The organism is Bacillus sp. T3 (assembly GCF_033449965.1).
Lineage (GTDB): Bacteria > Bacillota > Bacilli > Bacillales > Cytobacillaceae > Bacillus_BU.
The window spans coordinates 1,123,748-1,140,519 of the sequence record NZ_CP137761.1 but is presented as its reverse complement, the minus strand read 5'-3'; the positions used below and the strand labels follow the sequence as shown (position 1 = coordinate 1,140,519).

General features: G+C 38.6%; 15 protein-coding genes and 1 pseudogene. 5 read left to right on the top strand and 11 right to left on the bottom strand.

Features of this window, described 5'->3' with window-relative positions; translation table 11 throughout:
• Nucleotides 1-43: 43 nt before the first annotated feature.
• The 3 genes and pseudogenes from RGF10_RS05855 to dnaE form a co-directional block, all read right to left on the bottom strand.
• A complete protein-coding gene (locus RGF10_RS05855) occupies nucleotides 44-667 on the bottom strand; it encodes a FadR/GntR family transcriptional regulator (RefSeq protein ID WP_318508046.1) in 624 nt (207 codons plus the stop codon).
• A gap of 8 nt (nucleotides 668-675) precedes the next feature.
• Nucleotides 676-1,914 carry an NADP-dependent malic enzyme gene (locus RGF10_RS05850; protein ID WP_318508044.1) on the bottom strand — a complete coding sequence of 413 codons (1,239 nt, stop codon included), beginning with the start codon at nucleotides 1,912-1,914 and terminating at the stop codon, nucleotides 676-678.
• A 127-nt stretch (nucleotides 1,915-2,041) separates the two neighbouring features.
• Nucleotides 2,042-5,399, bottom strand: a pseudogene (dnaE, locus tag RGF10_RS05845) (DNA polymerase III subunit alpha).
• Nucleotides 5,400-5,540: 141 nt separating this feature from the next.
• Between dnaE and RGF10_RS05840 the strand changes: the two are divergent.
• Both RGF10_RS05840 and ytrI read left to right on the top strand, forming a co-directional pair.
• Nucleotides 5,541-5,912, top strand: a complete 372-nt coding sequence (locus RGF10_RS05840) for a sporulation membrane protein YtrH (RefSeq protein WP_412176682.1) — start codon at nucleotides 5,541-5,543, stop codon at nucleotides 5,910-5,912.
• Entirely contained in the window at nucleotides 5,909-6,409 is a 501-nt protein-coding gene (ytrI, locus tag RGF10_RS05835) for a sporulation membrane protein YtrI (RefSeq protein ID WP_318508040.1), read from the top strand. The genes RGF10_RS05840 and ytrI overlap by 4 nt, the downstream gene beginning before the upstream one ends.
• A gap of 48 nt (nucleotides 6,410-6,457) precedes the next feature.
• On the opposite strand, the gene RGF10_RS05830 is transcribed toward ytrI, so the two are convergent.
• Complete coding sequence (locus tag RGF10_RS05830) at nucleotides 6,458-7,381, bottom strand: DHH family phosphoesterase (RefSeq protein WP_318508038.1); 924 nt, start codon at nucleotides 7,379-7,381, stop codon at nucleotides 6,458-6,460.
• Nucleotides 7,382-7,488: 107 nt separating this feature from the next.
• On the opposite strand from RGF10_RS05830, the gene RGF10_RS05825 reads away from it, so the two are divergent.
• Nucleotides 7,489-7,794 carry a YtpI family protein gene (locus tag RGF10_RS05825; RefSeq protein WP_318508036.1) on the top strand — a complete coding sequence of 102 codons (306 nt, stop codon included), beginning with the start codon at nucleotides 7,489-7,491 and terminating at the stop codon, nucleotides 7,792-7,794.
• Between the two features lie 74 nt (nucleotides 7,795-7,868).
• On the opposite strand, the gene RGF10_RS05820 is transcribed toward RGF10_RS05825, so the two are convergent.
• The 3 genes from RGF10_RS05820 to RGF10_RS05810 form a co-directional block, all read right to left on the bottom strand.
• The gene (locus RGF10_RS05820) at nucleotides 7,869-9,188 is read right to left on the bottom strand and encodes a CBS domain-containing protein (RefSeq protein ID WP_318508034.1); all 1,320 of its coding nucleotides are present in this window, start codon (nucleotides 9,186-9,188) and stop codon (nucleotides 7,869-7,871) included.
• A 121-nt stretch (nucleotides 9,189-9,309) separates the two neighbouring features.
• Nucleotides 9,310-9,564: a hypothetical protein gene (locus RGF10_RS05815; RefSeq protein ID WP_318508032.1), complete on the bottom strand. Its 255-nt coding sequence runs from the start codon at nucleotides 9,562-9,564 to the stop codon at nucleotides 9,310-9,312.
• 73 nt (nucleotides 9,565-9,637) lie between these two features.
• Entirely contained in the window at nucleotides 9,638-10,318 is a 681-nt protein-coding gene (locus RGF10_RS05810) for a metal-dependent hydrolase (RefSeq protein WP_318508030.1), read from the bottom strand.
• A gap of 353 nt (nucleotides 10,319-10,671) precedes the next feature.
• Between RGF10_RS05810 and RGF10_RS05805 the strand changes: the two genes are divergently transcribed.
• On the top strand, nucleotides 10,672-11,766 hold the full coding sequence (locus RGF10_RS05805) for a M24 family metallopeptidase (protein WP_318509339.1): 1,095 nt from the start codon (nucleotides 10,672-10,674) through the stop codon (nucleotides 11,764-11,766).
• 149 nt (nucleotides 11,767-11,915) lie between these two features.
• Here the strand turns inward: RGF10_RS05805 and ald are convergent, their stop codons facing one another.
• The gene (gene ald, locus RGF10_RS05800; RefSeq protein ID WP_318508028.1) at nucleotides 11,916-13,028 is read right to left on the bottom strand and encodes an alanine dehydrogenase; all 1,113 of its coding nucleotides are present in this window, start codon (nucleotides 13,026-13,028) and stop codon (nucleotides 11,916-11,918) included.
• A 142-nt stretch (nucleotides 13,029-13,170) separates the two neighbouring features.
• Nucleotides 13,171-13,329 (bottom strand): hypothetical protein, encoded by a 159-nt coding sequence (locus RGF10_RS05795; RefSeq protein WP_318508027.1) that lies wholly within the window; start codon nucleotides 13,327-13,329, stop codon nucleotides 13,171-13,173.
• A 118-nt stretch (nucleotides 13,330-13,447) separates the two neighbouring features.
• Here RGF10_RS05795 and RGF10_RS05790 point away from each other — a divergent pair, with 118 nt between their 5' ends.
• Nucleotides 13,448-13,897, top strand: coding sequence for a universal stress protein (locus tag RGF10_RS05790; protein WP_318508025.1), 450 nt, complete (start codon nucleotides 13,448-13,450; stop codon nucleotides 13,895-13,897).
• Between the two features lie 204 nt (nucleotides 13,898-14,101).
• On the opposite strand, the gene argH is transcribed toward RGF10_RS05790, so the two are convergent.
• Nucleotides 14,102-15,478, bottom strand: a complete 1,377-nt coding sequence (gene argH / locus RGF10_RS05785) for an argininosuccinate lyase (RefSeq protein ID WP_318508023.1) — start codon at nucleotides 15,476-15,478, stop codon at nucleotides 14,102-14,104.
• The gene (locus tag RGF10_RS05780) at nucleotides 15,475-16,680 is read right to left on the bottom strand and encodes an argininosuccinate synthase (RefSeq protein ID WP_318508021.1); all 1,206 of its coding nucleotides are present in this window, start codon (nucleotides 16,678-16,680) and stop codon (nucleotides 15,475-15,477) included. Before RGF10_RS05780 ends, argH begins: the two co-directional genes overlap by 4 nt.
• Nucleotides 16,681-16,772: the final 92 nt, after the last annotated feature.

Here is a 16,772-nt window from a genome sequence, read left to right as displayed (position 1 = left end):
CATTATACGAGAGATGACTATAAAAATTTGTAAGAATGCGTCGTTAATAACTCGACAGTTTCCGCAACATATTGAAAGCAGAGAGAATAGCGGTTTGGTCTTTTTTCATTAATGCTTCTATAAGGGCATAGTAATAGTTCTTTGGCAATTTTTTTTCTCCGGTTTTCAGTGCCTTATCATAATCTTTTAAAATTAACCAGATTCTTAATAATAACCGATTTTCAGACAAAGTGACAATGTTAAAAAAATACTCATCATCATCAAAATCATGATTTTGGAGCCAATGATATAAATTGTTCAACTTTTCATCATTATTTCTTTGAACAATCAGTCGTAAACAATCCAATTCAATTAAATATTTCGTTTCATGTACATCTTCTTTTGCTTCATTGTCCTGGAGGATAAATGTACTGATTAATTCGACAAGCTGGTGCCCTCGAAAATCTTTAATAAAGGTTCCATCGCCACGACGTGTCTCAATTAAGCCTAGAAGCTCCAAAGAACGAAGGGCCTCACGAACGGAAGAGCGCCCTACATTAAGGCGCTCTGTCAATTCGCGTTCAGATGGAATTTTATCACCAGGTTTAAGTTTATCCGTATGAATCATCGTTCTGAGTTGTTTAACAATCTCTAAATAAACCTTGGAATTCTCATGTGAATTATTCACTTTTTATGTCACTCGCTTTTTCCGATTTTCGCAAGCCTTTTCGTTTTTTCTACTATTTCTTCAAGATCTACCTTAATTCTAGCTACTCCTGTTTCCATCGCTGCTTTCGCAACTGCTGCAGCGACCGCTGGCGCAACGCGAGGGTCAAATGGTCCAGGAATAACATAATCGGCATTTAATTCATCATCATTGACTAGACCCGCAATCGCTTCTACTGCTGCTACCTTCATTTCCTCATTAATATGAGTTGCACGTACATCTAATGCACCTCGGAATATTCCAGGAAATGCTAAGACGTTATTTACTTGATTTGGAAAATCTGAGCGGCCTGTACCAACAACCCAAGCACCTGCATCCTTTGCAACAGCAGGCATAATTTCCGGATTCGGATTGGCCATCGCAAATATAATCGGTTTTTCATTCATCGTACTGACCATCTCAGCCGTAAGTGCCCCTTCAACCGAGACCCCAATAAATACATCGGCCCCTTTAATAATGTCAGCAAGGCTGCCCTGAAGGTTTTCTTGATTCGTAAATTTGGATACTTCGTCCTTTATACTATTCATGCCGACAGGACGACCTTCGTAGATTGCACCTTTCGTATCGCACATGATAATATCACGAACACCATAGCTATATAAGAGCTTAATGATCGCGATACCCGCAGCACCAGCTCCGTTCGCAACCACTTTAATTTCAGTTATTTTTTTCCCAGCAAGCTTACAAGCATTAACAAGTCCAGCTACTGTAACAATTGCCGTTCCATGTTGATCATCATGAAAAACAGGAATATTGGCTTCTTTTTTTAACCGTTCTTCGATAACAAAGCAATTAGGGGAGGCAATATCTTCAAGGTTCACTCCGCCAAAGTTTGGCTCAAGTAATTTTACCGTTTCTATTATTTTTTCAACATCTGTTGTGTTTAAGCAAATCGGGAATGCATCCACTCCAGCAAAGCTTTTAAATAATACCGCTTTCCCTTCCATAACAGGAAGTGCTGCCTCAGGGCCGATATTTCCAAGTCCTAGTACAGCGGTTCCGTCGGAAACGACTGCAACCATATTACTCTTCATTGTATAGTCATACACGGTTTCAGGACGATCATAAATTTCCTTGCACGGCTCTGCAACTCCTGGAGAATACGCTAAACTAAGATCCTTTGCATTTTGTACTTGGACCTTTGGTACAGTCTCTAATTTTCCCTTGTTTAATTTGTGCATGTGTAATGCTTCTTCACGTATAGTCAACTTTTCCACTCCCTCAATTGTAACAAGAAATCACTTTATTCATTTTTTACTATTGAACCTCTTAGTGGTCTGACCAGTTGTCATATTTTCAATATATAACATTCTATAAATAGATGTAAAGTTTTGATTATTTCAATATTACATTTTTTGCACCTATTAACTCTTTTAACTCCTTGATACATCGTTCAGACCCGTTTACCCTTTCATCCTCTGACAATAGGAGTGTTTTTTCAATTCCTTCGTAATGAAGAACAACTTGAATATCTCCCTTATAGAGGTGCAACATCGCTTTTAATTCCTGTAGTTTCTCCGGAGTTTGTTTGTCCGCTTCCAACCTTAAATAAAGTTTTGACTTATCCTTTTTCGACAAATAATCTGTAATTTCCTGTCCATTCTTGATGTTAAATTGTAATTTCTCCTCCCTTTCCTCTACACTTCCCTCAATTATTAGCATCATCCCTTGCTTTAATAATTGTCCGATTTTTTTAAAGGTTTGAGGAAAAGCAACAGCATCAAGCTCACCACTTTGATCACTTACGGTTAAAAAAGCCATTGGCTCCCCTTTTTTCGTTCTAATTGTTCTAACATTTGTAATATAAACACCCTTAATTGCATGACGAATTCCGGTATTCAAATCCGCTAGCGTCGTGATACCCGAAGCATTTAATTTTTTCTTAAAAGTGGAAATGGGGTGATCAGATAGAAATAATCCCAAAACCTCTTTTTCAAATGCAAGCTTGTCTTCAATATTGATTGGATCTACTTCAACATATTTTGGCTTAATCATAAATTCATCATCTTGAAAGAAATCAATTTGGGCTGCGTCTTCTGGCCTAAACAGTTGGGCGTGCTCGATTGCCACATCCAAGCTGGCTAGTAGTACCGCTCGATCTTGACCAAATTCATCAAAGCTGCCAGAGTGAACAAGTACTTCAAGAATTTTCCGATTTACAATCTTCGGAGAAACCCTTAGGCAAAAATCAAATAAATCTTGAAATGGTTTCTGCTTTCGTGCCCTGAAGATTTCCCTTAAAGCAATTCCTCCAACCCCTTTAAGAGCTAGTAAGCTATAACGGATCGCGTTTCCTTCAACTTGAAAAGCATTTTCACTTTTATTAATCGACGGTGGCAATAAATTAATATTCATGCCGACAAGCTCTCGAATATACTGAACCAGCTTTGTGTCGTTGCCAATAGCTGAAGTCAGGAGGCAAGTCATAAAATATACCGAGTAATGTGCTTTCAAAAAAGCAAGCTGATAAGCGATGAAGCTATAGGCAACAGCATGGGATCGGTTAAAACCATAATTTGCAAAGCGAACAATTAAATCATATATGTCATTGGCAATCTGCTCACTAAAGCCATTGTTGATGGCACCTGTAACAAAATGATTGCGTTCACGATCTAGCGTCTGTTTTTGCTTTTTACTTACTGCGCGACGAAGTAAATCGGCTTCTCCTAGTGAAAAGCCTGCCATCACCGCCGCAATTTGCATTATTTGTTCCTGATAGACAATAACGCCATACGTCTTTTTCAGAATGGATTCTAGGTCTGGATGTGGATACGAAATGTTTTCCTGACCATGTTTTCTCTTTATAAACAGAGGAATATTCTCCATCGGACCTGGACGATAGAGAGCATTTACGGCAACGATATCCTCAAAGCTGGATGGCTTAAGCTGCTTTAAGACCTTCCGCATACCATCCGATTCTAATTGGAAAACACCAGTTGTATTCCCCGCTGCTAATAGCGCGAAGGTTTGGAGATCATCTAACGGAATAGAACGGATATCGATTTTCTGTCCTGTTTGCCGATAAATAGTTAATAAAATTGATTCAATAAAGGATAAATTCCTTAGTCCAAGAAAATCCATCTTCAACAAACCAACATCCTCTAAGTATTCCATCGAATATTGTGTTAAATACACATTATTGTGACCTGATTGAATTGGGATTGTCTCGATTAGCGGCTGCTCACTGATGACAACACCCGCTGCATGAGTTGATGTATGTCTTGGCAGTCCCTCAAGCTTTACTGCCGTGTTATACAAGCGTTGATTGAGCTCTGATTCCGAAATAAATTTCCGTAACAGCTCCGATTGCTGTAACGCTTCTGACAATGTGATCCCCAGCTTTGGAGGGATGTAAGAAGACAATTGTTCTAGCTCCTTTGGATTAAAGCCAAATGCCCTCCCAACATCCTTTATTGCTGCCTTCGCAGCTAATGTCCCAAACGTTATAATTTGAGCCACGTGTAATGGGCCATATTTTTCCGAAACATATTGAATGACTTCATCTCGACGATTATCAGGAAAATCGATATCGATATCGGGCATCGAGATACGTTCTGGATTTAAGAAGCGCTCAAACAGAAGCTGGTGCTCAATAGGATCAATATCAGTTATTTGGAGTACATAGGCAACCATTGAACCCGCTGCCGATCCCCGTCCGGGTCCTGTTAAGATTCCGTTATCCCGTGCAAATCTCATAAAATCCCAGACAATTAAAAAATAATCACTAAATTTCATTTTATGGATAACGCTGAGCTCATATTGGAGTCTTTTTTTATGTAAATTTGTAGGATTGGGATATCTTTGTTCAAACCCGGCGTATACATAGCCTTTCAAGTAAATGTTCTGAAGAAAGACCATCCGTAATCGGATATTTTGGTAGCATCTTTTGATTAAGTTTTAGCTGAACATTACACCTATCTGCTATTTTCAATGTATTTTCAAGAGCATCTGGAATTTCAGCGAAGAGCTCTGTCATTTGTTTTGCACTCTTTAAGTCATACTCGTTATTTTCCAACCGTTCCCGATCATCATCGCTCAATTTTACGCCTTGTTTTATCGCTAGTAAGCATTCATGTGCAAATGCATCCTCTTGCTCTAAATAATGAACCTGATTGGTGCAGACTAAAGGAATACCTGAGATTTCCCCTAATCTTTTAAGTGATTCGATCAGCTCCAAATCTTCTTTCGTTTGATGATTCTGTAGGGAGAGGAAAAAATTTTCCGATCCAAAAATTCCTTTAAATTTTTCTCCTAGTTGCTTGGCTTGATCATGCTCCCTATTTATGAGTAAGGTTTCAATTTCACCCTTGCTTCCCGGAGTTAGAGCAATCAGCCCGCTGGCATAATGTTTTAACCACTTAATTGGAATGCCCTTTTCTGATCTCGTTTGGACTGCACTTGAAATTTTGAGGAGATTTTGGAATCCTGTTTGATTTTCGGCTAATAGTACAAGAGGATACGAATTCGTTATGGTAATGTCACTTTCTACATCAACCGTTAACCCAATTATTGGTTTAATTGATTGCTTGAGACATTCTTTATAAAAAGCCACTGCTCCATACATCACGTTTTTATCCGTTAAGGCAATGGCAGGAAATCCTTTTGCTTTTGCATTTTTCACAAGCTCGCTTACTTGAGCGGTACTTGATAAAAGGCTATAGGAACTGTAAACATGCAGGTGAATAAAAGACAAATTTCTTCACACCCTTATCACTTCTATCTATCGTTATTATAAAACTTCTATTACAAAAAAGAAAATATGTTCTGTTTTTTGTGCATGAATAGTTCTTATCCAGATTAGATATATTCATATTATCGAAGGTTTGTCCATAAAATGAATTATGTCGAGCTAAAAGGTGGATATCACTTGAAGGAAGTAACGTTTTTTCAATCCTTTATTGAAAGTTATTTTATTGCCCTTGGCGTTATCCTAGGAGGCTCAATCATTGGTGGCTTGGCAACCTTTTTAACAGGAAATCCACCATTAACGGCCATCTATAATTTTTCAAATGCCCTGAGAATTTGGGCAATTGTCGCAGCTATTGGAGGAACATTTGATACAGTCTACAGCTTTGAAAGAGGTCTGCTTCAAGGGGAGACAAAGGATTTATTTAAACAATTTATGCTCATCCTTTCTGCCCTTGGAGGAGCGCAAACCGGAGCACTTTTAATTAAATGGCTGACTCAGGAGCATTTAGCACCATGAGAATTCCTCCTTATTACCATAAACCATCATGGCAACAGTTTTTCGCAGGAATGGCAATCGGTGGTGTGATCAGTTGGGGAATCTTTCTTTATATATTTGGCGTCTGGCAGGAAAAGCAATCCGAGCAAATTCAAAAACAGAGGGATACGATTAAAGAGCAAAATGAAGATATAAAAATTTGGCAAGATGAATTTAAAGAACTAAACAAAAAAAATCTAGAAAAAATGACCGTCCAAGAGATTAAAATAAGGGTCGCTAATTACGATAAATATAAATTAGACCTTTTAAGTGTGTATCAAATTGAAGATGGGGTAAAGGAAGATATCAATGTTTTACTTGCCAAGGATATTGAAACAGTTTATAAAAGCCGAGAGCTAATGCGAAGGTCAATTGAAAATAAAGTAGTGAAGGTCTATGATAAACGCTATCGTCTTGAAATAAAGGAAATTTTTATTTATACAACCTTATCCATTACGGTTGAACTGCATTTGGATTGATAGTAGCTTCAAGAGTGGGCCATGAAAAGACCCACTCTTGAAAAGTGATTATTTACAAATTTCTTCAACATCTCGGAGAACGTCTTCTACTTCATCCCATGAATAAATCGATGCACCTGCAGCGAGCGGGTGACCGCCACCCTTATGCTTTTTGGCAACACCATTGATCACAGGACCCTTGGAGCGAAGGCGAACGCGAATTTGATCATCCTCTTCAATAAAAAACACCCAAGCAATCAACCCTTCTACATTCCCTAAAACACTAACTAATTGGGATGCTTCTGATGGCCTTGCATCATACTTTTGGAGTAATTCCTTCGAGATGATCATCGAACCTACACCATTTTTTCTCATTTCAAAGTTTTGTAGGACGTATCCATTTAGCTTCACAATGTTTGACTTTTGCTCATACATTTTGTCATATAACTCAGTTCTTGAAAAATTATAATGAATAAGTTCCCCAGCATAAACAAAGGTTTTATCGGTAGTACTTGGATATAAAAATCTTCCAGTATCCCCGACAATCCCGCCATAAAGTAGTCTAGCTGCTTCATCTGTAATCGTTAAGCCATTTTCTTTAGCAAATTCATAAATTAATTCACTGCATGAACTTGATGTTGTATCAACCCAAACGATATCTCCGTAAGGATCTTCATTTGGATGGTGGTCGATTTTAATCAAAGTATCTCCCATTGTATAACGTCGATCATCAATTCTTTCTACATTTGCCGTATCACAGACAATAACTAAAGCTCCCTGATATGCTTCATCCGGGATCCGATCAAGTCGGCGCATGAAATTGAGCGATTCTTCTTCCTTTCCAACTGCATATACTTTTTTTTCAGGAAAAGATGCCTTTAATACTTCCACAAGTCCGCATTGAGAACCGTAGGCATCCGGGTCCTGGCGGACATGACGGTGGACGATAATCGTTTCATATTGACGAATAATTTCTATTATTTTTTGTTTCATAGTTAACTCCTTATTAAGAAAATTCAATTTTTATTACTTGTGATTGGAAATTCCCTTCAAATACAGCTAAAATAGGAGAAGATTCTCATAGCTTGGAGGAAAGTAAAATGCCAATTTTTGTTTTTTTAATTATGATTTCGATTGCCCTATATCTATATTATAAGACGAAATATTTCCGTTCCAATAAACCCGCAGAGAAAAAGTGGATATCAGCAAAATCAAGCATATCACTTGGTTTATTTGTTGGCTTATTTGGTATTAATCAGCTGTTTCTCTTCCATACAGTCGTAACTTATATCATTGCATCAATCTTTATTATTCTAGGTTTCTTAAGTGCTTTTAATGGTATAAAAGCATACCGCCATTATCTTCCATATGCTCAAAAGGAAGCAGAGGAATGGAGCCAAAATTAATACTTGTATGAAAAGGCTGGTCACTCGTCTCCTTCTTTGCGAAAGTCAGACATGTGAATCAGCCTTTTTCTCCATTACGATCGGTCAATCAGCTGACACATCATTAACGCTTTTCCAACTAACACACCTTCATTAAACACCTCAACATCGACTTTCCCAAACTTTCGGCCTACTTCGAGAACTTTAGGAATAATCTCGAGAGTACTGTCAATTTGAACAGGCTTAAGATAATAGATTGTCATATTTTCAACAACTAAATCACCTTTTTTCGAGCTTCTGAGAATTCGATTTGATGCCTCGGTTACAATCGTCGTTAAAACACCATAAGAAATCGTTCCCAGATGGTTCGTCATTTGCGGGGTAACCTCGCAACGATATACTTCTTCCCCTTTTGCTCGTCCTTGAACAAGTGTGAGCCTGCTTGTTACGGTATCATCCAGCGTATCACCAACCTGCGGCTGACGCTGAATCATTTGCAATGCTTTTAAAACATCCTGTCTTGAAATCATCCCCTCTAGCTTATTGGAATCATCCACAACAGGCAACACCTCAATCCCTTCCCATACCATCATATGAGCAGAAGAGGCAACGCTTGTTTTTCCACTTACCGTCATCGGATTCTTCGTCATGATTTTATCAACATTTATTTCGGAGTCATGTCCAATAACGTCCTTTGAAGTAACCATTCCTTGAACCTTCATGTTCTGATCAACAACAGGGAAGCGACTATGCAGTGTTTCACGATTATGATGGTACCATTCTGCCACTGTTGATTCGGTTGTCAAATAAACCGTATTTTCTAGTGGAGTTAAGATATCCTCTACTAAGACGATTTCTTTTTTTATCAATTGGTCATAAATGGCACGGTTAATCATCGTGGCAACAGTAAAGGTGTCGTAGCTGGTTGAAATAATCGGTAACTGAAGTTCATCAGCTATTTTTTTAACGTAATCATCCGTATCAAAACCACCGGTAATTAATACTGCTGCACCAGCCTTTAATGCAAGCTCATGCGCATTTGTCCGATTCCCGACAATTAATAAATTTCCCGCCCCTGTATATCTCATCATTGCTTCAAGCTTCATTGCACCAATGACAAACTTATTCAACGTTTTATGTAATCCAGCTCGTCCGCCCAATACTTGCCCATCGACGATATTTATTACTTCTGCGAAGGTGAGCTTCTCAATATTTTCTCGTTTTTTTCGCTCAATCCGAATTGTACCCACACGTTCAATTGTGCTAACATATCCTTTATTCTCCGCATCTTTGATCGCTCGATAGGCCGTCCCTTCACTAACACTCATTGCCTTCGCGATTTGCCGTACCGAAATTTTTTCACCAACAGGCAGTTCATCAATATAATGTAAGATTTGTTCGTGCTTCGTTGCCAAGGCCTTCACCCTTTTTAAAAGTATTTCCAAAATGAAAACTAATCTAGCAAATAAACTTATTCTTATATTATAAAGTGAAGTTTGACGGTATTCAATTTCTTATATTGATGAACTCTTATAATTACCCGTGGTATGATCGAATTTTCGTTTTTTGTTTCAATTTTGGGCGGTTACGGTCCTTATGTTTATACTGTTTTGATGAGTAAAGAATCGCGGATAAATTACCTGCTATCACCATAAGAGCAAACAACAGCCAGAAATATGCAAAAACTCCTTCTATTCCACTTTGGAAAATTTTCAGTCTTGGACCTGCATAATAGACCATCCAGCCACACAATAACATACAGAGAATATAACGATTTCGACTTCCGACCATCCATCAGTCCTCCTTACCATAAACATGTTTCATTTTATGCATAAGGATTGGAAAAAAGTCGATAATGAATTAATTATAGTTCAATACCCTCACCTGTCTCCAACACTAAGCCTTGCCCAGCCTTGAGCGATTCCACAAATAGCTTCGGATCTTGAACAATTGGGGGGAATGTATTGAAATGAATCGGAATAACTTTTTTCGCTTGTAAAAATTGTGCTGCAATGGCTGCATCCTCAGGACCCATTGTGAAATTATCTCCTATTGGTAAGAACGCTAAATCAATAGAATTCCGCTCACCAATCAGCTTCATATCGTAGAACAAGCCCGTATCTCCAGCATGATAAATGGTTTTTCCTTCAACGGTAATTAAAACTCCAGCTGGCATACCCAGGTAAATAATTTCTTGCTTTTCTGTAACGAGACCGGTCCCGTGAAATGCCGGCGTCAGCTTTACTCTGCCAAAATCAAACTGGTATGCACCACCTATTGACATTCCGTGTGTTTTTACGCCTTTCCACGATAAATACGTGGCCAATTCAAAGTTTGAAATCACTAAGGAGTTGTTACGCTTAGCCAAATCAATCGTGTCACCTAAATGATCACCATGCCCATGAGTTACAATAATCACATCTGGTTTTTCGTCCGAAGCCTTTAAGTCAGTTAACGGATTTCCTGTAATAAAAGGATCAATCAAGATCACCTTTTCCTCCAATTGGATTTTAACAATAGAATGACCATGATAAGATATTTTCACTATCCTCATCTCCTTTTTTGGACTACAACTACATTTCCATAATGGCCCTCAAATTCCTTTTTATCCGTCGCAAATTTTGAAAAAAAGATTAATTTTACTTTTTACTTGTTTGTTGATAATCTGAATTGTGTCCTGATGTTGATTTCCACTCCAGGCACTCAGCGCCGCGCGGGGTGATCCGGGAGCCTCCTCGGCGCTTTGCGCCTGTGGGGTCTCCCGTGACACGCTACTCCCGCAGGAGTCTCGCGCCTTCCGTTCCAATCAACATTAAATGTAAATAATAACCAAGAATGAGCTTTTTTAAAGCTTATTCCAAATACGAAACTAGTTTATTAAGTCATTAGGAGGTTTTTATTTTGAAATTGCAGGAGATATCTAAGTGGATGAGGGAAAACGACACTCAAGTTTGTTTTCTAACCTCTTCTGAAAATGTCTTTTATTTAAGTGGCTTTTTCAGTGATCCACATGAACGTTTATTAGGATTAGCCATATTTCAGGATGCTGAACCGTTTTTAATTTGTCCTGGAATGGAGGTAAACGAAGCTAGAAATGCAGGTTGGCAGTATGAAATAATTGGCTACAGCGATATCGATCAGCCATGGGAATTAGTACATAAAGCAATTGCGAAACGAGTAAATTCCGTATCTACAATCGCAATCGAAAAAGAACATATGAATGTTGAACGTTATGAAATGATCAACGGGATCTATCCTAGTGTCTCTTTCATCTCTGCGGAGGAAAAGCTTAGGAAGCTAAGAATGATTAAAAGCGAGAATGAAATAGCAAAGCTGCGCGAGGCCTGTGAATTGGCTGATTATGCAATTCAAACCGGTATTTCAGAAATCAAAGAAGGGAAATCTGAACTGGAAATCTTAGCGGCAGTTGAGTATGCATTGAAGAAAAAGGGTGTATCGCAAATGTCTTTTTCAACGATGGTATTAACTGGAACTAACGCTGCAGCACCTCATGGTACACCTGGCGAGACAAAGGTAAAAAAAGGTGATTTAGTGTTATTCGATCTAGGTGTAGTTGTGGATGGCTACTGCTCTGATATTACGAGAACCGTTGCCTATGGGGAAATTTCTGATAAACAAAAAGAGATTTATGACACAGTGTTAAAGGGGCAGCTTGCAGCCATCGAAGCCATTAAGCCTGGTGTTGCCTGCTCTGAGATTGATTTAACAGCAAGAAGAATCATTTCTGAAGCTGGCTTTGGTGAATACTTTCCACATCGTTTAGGGCATGGCTTAGGGATTAGCATCCATGAATATCCATCCGTAACTGAAAAAAATCCATTGTTGCTACAAGAGGGAATGGTATTTACGGTTGAACCAGGGATATATGTACCTCAAATTGCTGGAGTTAGGATTGAAGACGATGTACTTGTCACCGCAACAGGCTATGAGCTGTTAACGAAATTTCCAAAAGAACTGCAAATAATTAAATAAAACAAAAGGAGGATCCTGGAACGTATAAGTTCAAGAGATCCTCTTTTTATACTATAAGCTTTCTTAATTTAGAGTGTTGATTTCCGCTCCAGGCGCTTCGCTCCAATCAACTTAAACCAAAAACAATAATGAGTTTTAACACAGCCTTACTATAAAAGCTCTTTCACATCTTTATACGGGTATTTTAAGCTTTCTGCAACAGCCTTATAGGTGACATAGCCCTTAAGTGTGTTAACACCCTTCATAAGGGCTTCGTTATCGAGGCAGGCCTGCTTGTAGCCTTTATTGGCAATTTGAACCGCATAAGGAACGGTCACATTCGTTAAGGCAAAGGTAGAGGTCCTTGGAACAGCACCAGGCATGTTAGCGACTGCATAATGGACAATTCCATATCTTTCATAGGTTGGGTGCTCATGTGTAGTCATTCGATCTGTCGTTTCAAATATACCGCCTTGATCAATGGCTATATCGACAACGACTGAGCCGGTCGTCATTGCCTTTATCATCTCGTTTGTTACAAGTTTTGGTGCTTTCGCTCCTGGAATTAACACAGCGCCAATGACTAAATCCGATTCTTTTACCGAATCCGCTATATTATATGGATTTGAGATCAAGGTCACAATTCTATGACCGAATAAATCATCAAGCTGACGTAATCTTTCAGGATTTACATCAATGACCGTCACGTTAGCACCTAAGCCAATGGCCATCTTCGCGGCATTTGTTCCAGCAACACCGCCGCCGATAATCGTTACCCTCCCCCTCGAAACACCAGGAACTCCAGATAATAAAATCCCTTTTCCACCATACACTTTTTCTAAAAATTGTGCTCCAATTTGCGGTGCCATTCTACCAGCAATCTCACTCATCGGCGTCAAAAGAGGAAGGGAACTATTCGCTAACTGTACTGTTTCGTAAGCAATTCCGATGACTTTTTGATCAAGTAAGGCTTTCGTTAATACGGGTTCTGGTGCCAAGTGAAGATATGTAAAAATAATTAAACCATCACGAAAATAGCCATATTCGCTTGGAAGTGGTTCTTTTACCTTCATAACCATATCCGTACTCCAAGCATCCGCTGCATGATGGACAATTTTTGCGCCGACGGCATGATAGTCATCATTAGTAAAACCTGAGCCAAGTCCAGCATTCTGTTCAATCAAAATTTCATGCCCATTTTTCGTCAGATTCCAAACTCCAGCAGGGGTAATGGCTACTCGATTTTCATTATTTTTTATTTCCTTCGGTATACCAATACGCAAAACGAAAACCTCCCTTCCTCCTCTTATATATGTATATGCAAGTGAAAGCCAAGTTTAGAAAAAAAGAAAACAAACATCTAATTAAGTTAGATACAAAAGAACTGCCCCAATCCAAGGGGCAGTTCTTTTGATTGTCACATACTTAGGATAATGTCTCCTTATCGGTCCCAACACTATTTTCGTATTCACGTTGGTCGATCACGCCACTGTTATACGCATCCATTATTTGCTCACTTACTTGCTTAGCACCATCTTCATTGTAAGTAAAGTCAGGTTGTTTGTTTTGCTCGTATTTTTTCATGTTTCCATCCTCCTCTCTAAAACTCCAAATCCTTTAAACATTCTTAGTGTCCTACACTCATAAACATATATACACCATCGTCAGTTATTGTATAATAAAGGTAAAGGAGGAGAGAAATATGACACTAAAATACAAAAAAATATTAGTTGCTGTTGATGGTTCAAAAGAAGCAGAATGGGCATTTACAAAGGCTGTTGAAGTAGCTAAAAGAAATAATGCTAAGCTTTTATTAACACACATCATTGATACCCGCACCTTTGCAACAGTAGAAGCTTATGATCGTGCTATTGCAGAAAGAGCAGACCAATTCGCAGCTGAATTAATGCAAAACTATCAAAAACAAGCAGTAGATGCAGGTATTCAAGATGTCGACTATATTGTCGATTATGGCTCTCCAAAGGTAAAGATTCCAAAAGATATTGCCAAAAATAATGATGTTGACTTAATTATGTGTGGAGCAACTGGTTTAAATGCAGTTGAACGCTTCTTTATCGGAAGTGTATCTGAACATATCATTCGCTATGCGAGCTGTGACGTACTTGTAGTCCGCACTCCAGATGCTGAATAAAACAAATACTTAACAAAGAAAAGCGTAAGGCGCCCGCTTATCGGCGACAAGCACAAGACAAGCAGGCCGAAAGGTTGTTCTTTGACCTTTTGGACGGATTAGCTTGTGACCTCGAGCCGATGGCGCCTGGAGCTAGACACCCATCAAAATTTTATACTCTAATTACTTTAATAAAAGAAAGGTTGGCTCCGAGGAGCCAACCTTTTAATTTTCAAGACATTTTTTTGCTTTTTCAAGCGCGATATTGACTTGTTTAAATCCAGTTCCACCAGCACTGTTACGACGCTCAACTGCTGTATATGGATCCAATGCGTGGTATATGTCTTTCTCAAACAATGAACTTGCTTCTTTATATTCAGCAAGGGACAAATCAGCTAGATAACACCCTTTATTTACACATGTAAGCACTAATTTCCCTACCACTTCATGTGCTTCTCTAAACGGCATGCCCTTATCAGCCAAGTAATCAGCTAACTCCGTTGCATTTGAGAAATCATTTTTCGTTGCTTTTTTCATTTCATCCGTACGAACCTTCATTGTACGAATCATTCCTGCGAAAATTTTAAGGGAGCCTGTTACGGTTTTCACAGTATCGAACATCCCTTCCTTGTCCTCCTGCATATCTTTGTTATATGCAAGCGGCAAGCCTTTCAAAACAGTTAACAAACCAACGAGGTTTCCATAAACACGACCTGTTTTTCCGCGAATAAGTTCGGCCATATCTGGATTTTTCTTTTGTGGCATAATGCTGCTTCCTGTTGAAAAACTATCATCTAGATCTACAAATTTAAATTCCTGACTCGACCAAAGAATGATTTCCTCACTTAGTCTTGAAAGATGCATCATTAAAATGGAGCTATCTGATAAAAACTCCAGGATAAAATCACGATCACTGACTGCATCAAGACTATTATCGTAAATGCCTTCAAACTCAAGCAATTCAGCACTAAAATAACGGTCAATTGGGAAAGTAGTTCCCGCTAACGCACCGGCACCCAGTGGTGAAATATTAATTCTTTTCAAACTTTCAGTAAAGCGAGCTTTGTCTCGTTCAAGCATCCAAAAATAAGCAAGTATATGGTGTGCAAACGAAATCGGCTGGGCACGCTGCAAATGTGTATACCCTGGCATAATAGTTTCCACATGCTTCTCCGCTTGCTCAAGCAATGAGGATTGCATTTCGCCAATTAATTCAATGATGTTTGCCACTTGATTGCGTAAATAAAGGTGCATATCTGTTGCAACCTGGTCGTTTCGGCTTCTTCCAGTATGAAGCTTGCCACCGACAGGACCAATTTTTTCAGTTAAAAAGCTTTCTAAATTCAAATGAATATCTTCTAATTTCACGGAAAACGGTAGCTGATTTTGCTTTGCTTCTTCTTTCAATTCTAGCAGGCCGTTTTTGATTGTTTCTCCTTCTTCAGATGAAAGGATTCCGCTTTTAGCCAACATGCTAACATGGGCGATGCTACCTTCTAGATCCTCCATTACTAGCTGTTGGTCGAAGGAAATGGAAGCACCAAATTCATCTACCCATTCTTCTGCAGTTTTGGTAAATCTACCGCCCCAAAGCTTTTTCACACTGTCACCTTCTTGACTTGTTCCATTGCTTGAACCTTTGTTGGAAGACCAAACAATTTAATAAATCCTACCGCTGCATCGTGATCGAATTGATCTTCAGAAGTATAAGTAGCTAATGCTTCATCATATAAAGAATATGGTGATTTTCTTCCTTCAACAATCGCATGTCCTTTGAAAAGTTTTACACGAACTGTTCCGGTTACATACTTTTGAGTTTCTGTTAAGAATGCTTTTAATGCATCTGTTAGTGGAGAGAACCATAAGCCGTTATAAATAACTTCTGCAATTTTTTGTGAAATAATTGGTTTAAAGTGTGCAACTTCCTTAACAAGTGTTAAGTCTTCAAGCTCCTTGTGAGCTTTTAGTAATGTTAATGCACCAGGGATTTCATATACTTCACGAGATTTAATTCCAACAAGTCTATTTTCAACATGGTCAAGACGACCGATACCATGTTTACCTGCTAGTTCATTTAATTTTAGAATGATTTCAGAAAGTAATAATGATTCACCATTTAATGTTACCGGCACTCCTTTTTCAAACCCAATTTCTACTACGTCTGGAGTGTCAGGAGCATCTTCTAAGCTAACTGTTAATTCATATGCATCTTCCGGTGGAGCTACCCATGGATTTTCGAGAATTCCACACTCATTTGCTCTTCCCCAAAGGTTTTGATCGATTGAGTATGGGCTATCAAGGTTAATTGGAACCGAAATATTATGTTCCTTTGCATATTCAATTTCTTCCTCACGAGACCATTTCCATTCACGTACTGGTGCTAATACTTCTAATTCAGGATTTAATGCTGAGAAGGAAACTTCAAAACGAACTTGGTCATTTCCTTTTCCTGTACAACCATGTGCTACTGCAACAGCACCCTCTTTTTCTGCAATTTCAACTAGTTTTTTGGCGATCAAAGGACGAGAAAGAGCAGAAACAAGTGGATATTTTTGTTCATAATACGCTTGTGCTTGTAGTGCAACCAAAGCAAAGTCTTGTGCAAATTCTTCTTTTGCATCTATAATATAGGATTCAACTGCACCCATATCTTTTGCTTTTTGTTGAATAAAAGCTAAATCTTTTCCTTCACCAACATCTAGGCAGCACGCAACAACATCATAACCCTTTTCCATTAACCATTTAATTGCTACAGAAGTATCTAAACCCCCGGAATATGCTAGTACTAATTTAGGCTTGCTCATTTATATTGTTCCTCCATTCTATTGTATAAACATTCATGTTTTTTAATTTTTATTCAATCAAATATGTATACACTTTAGCAATTTTTCTAGAA

Bases quoted from the DNA above. Each gene is read 5' to 3' on its own strand.
- RGF10_RS05830 (WP_318508038.1), bottom strand. From the start codon at position 7,381: ATGAAACAAAAAATAATAGAAATTATTCGTCAATATGAAACGATTATC.
- RGF10_RS05790 (WP_318508025.1), top strand. From the start codon at position 13,448: ATGACACTAAAATACAAAAAAATATTAGTTGCTGTTGATGGTTCAAAA.
- RGF10_RS05815 (WP_318508032.1), bottom strand. From the start codon at position 9,564: ATGGTCGGAAGTCGAAATCGTTATATTCTCTGTATGTTATTGTGTGGC.
- ytrI (WP_318508040.1), top strand. From the start codon at position 5,909: ATGAGAATTCCTCCTTATTACCATAAACCATCATGGCAACAGTTTTTC.
- RGF10_RS05840 (WP_412176682.1), top strand. From the start codon at position 5,541: ATGAATTATGTCGAGCTAAAAGGTGGATATCACTTGAAGGAAGTAACG.
- RGF10_RS05795 (WP_318508027.1), bottom strand. From the start codon at position 13,329: ATGAAAAAATACGAGCAAAACAAACAACCTGACTTTACTTACAATGAA.
- RGF10_RS05780 (WP_318508021.1), bottom strand. From the start codon at position 16,680: ATGAGCAAGCCTAAATTAGTACTAGCATATTCCGGGGGTTTAGATACT.
- RGF10_RS05825 (WP_318508036.1), top strand. From the start codon at position 7,489: ATGCCAATTTTTGTTTTTTTAATTATGATTTCGATTGCCCTATATCTA.